Raw genomic sequence first — 569 nt, 5'->3', positions numbered from 1 at the left:
TGGCGCGCGGTGCGCGAGGGCGCCCACGACGCGCGCCGCGAGACCTCGGCCACGGGCCGGCCGCTGGCTACCGCATGAACGACATGAACGCGCCCGCGCGCCCGGGCCGCCTCGCGCGGCCCGCCCGCTGCCGCCCGCTGTCGCGCGACGACGCCCCGCGCCGTCGCGCACGCGCACGCTTGTTGAGCACCGAACCCGGAGATTCCGCATGACCGCCACGAACGTGCACGTTCACCTGTTTTACGGCGCCGACCCGCGCAGTTATCGCGCCGGCGACAACATCGGCTGCCTGTACGGCTATCACCACGCGGCCTCCGACGAATTCGCCATGAGCTAGTCGCGCTACCGCCGCGAATCGCGCCCGGTCAGCGTGGCGCGCCGCGCCCTGAAGGCCGCGCTCGGCTTCGACGCGATCCATGCCTGGCGCAATCGCGAGGCGCTGCTGGCGGCCGACGTGATCTGGACGCATACCGAGCAGGAGCACCTGGCCGCCGCGCTGGTGCTGAAGCTGGCCGGCGCGCGTGGCGCGCGCCCGCTGCTGCTGGCGCAGAGCGTCTGGCTGCTGGACC

General features: G+C 74.0%; 1 pseudogene. It reads left to right on the top strand.

Features of this window, described 5'->3' with window-relative positions:
• Positions 1-208: 208 nt before the first annotated feature.
• A pseudogene (locus FQ705_RS25570) lies at positions 209-569 on the top strand (glycosyltransferase family 1 protein); the annotation flags it as partial.

Source organism: Paraburkholderia sp. BCC1884 (assembly GCF_900996225.1).
In the GTDB taxonomy this organism is placed as follows: domain Bacteria; phylum Pseudomonadota; class Gammaproteobacteria; order Burkholderiales; family Burkholderiaceae; genus Paraburkholderia.
This window is presented reverse-complemented; position numbering and strand designations above follow the sequence as displayed.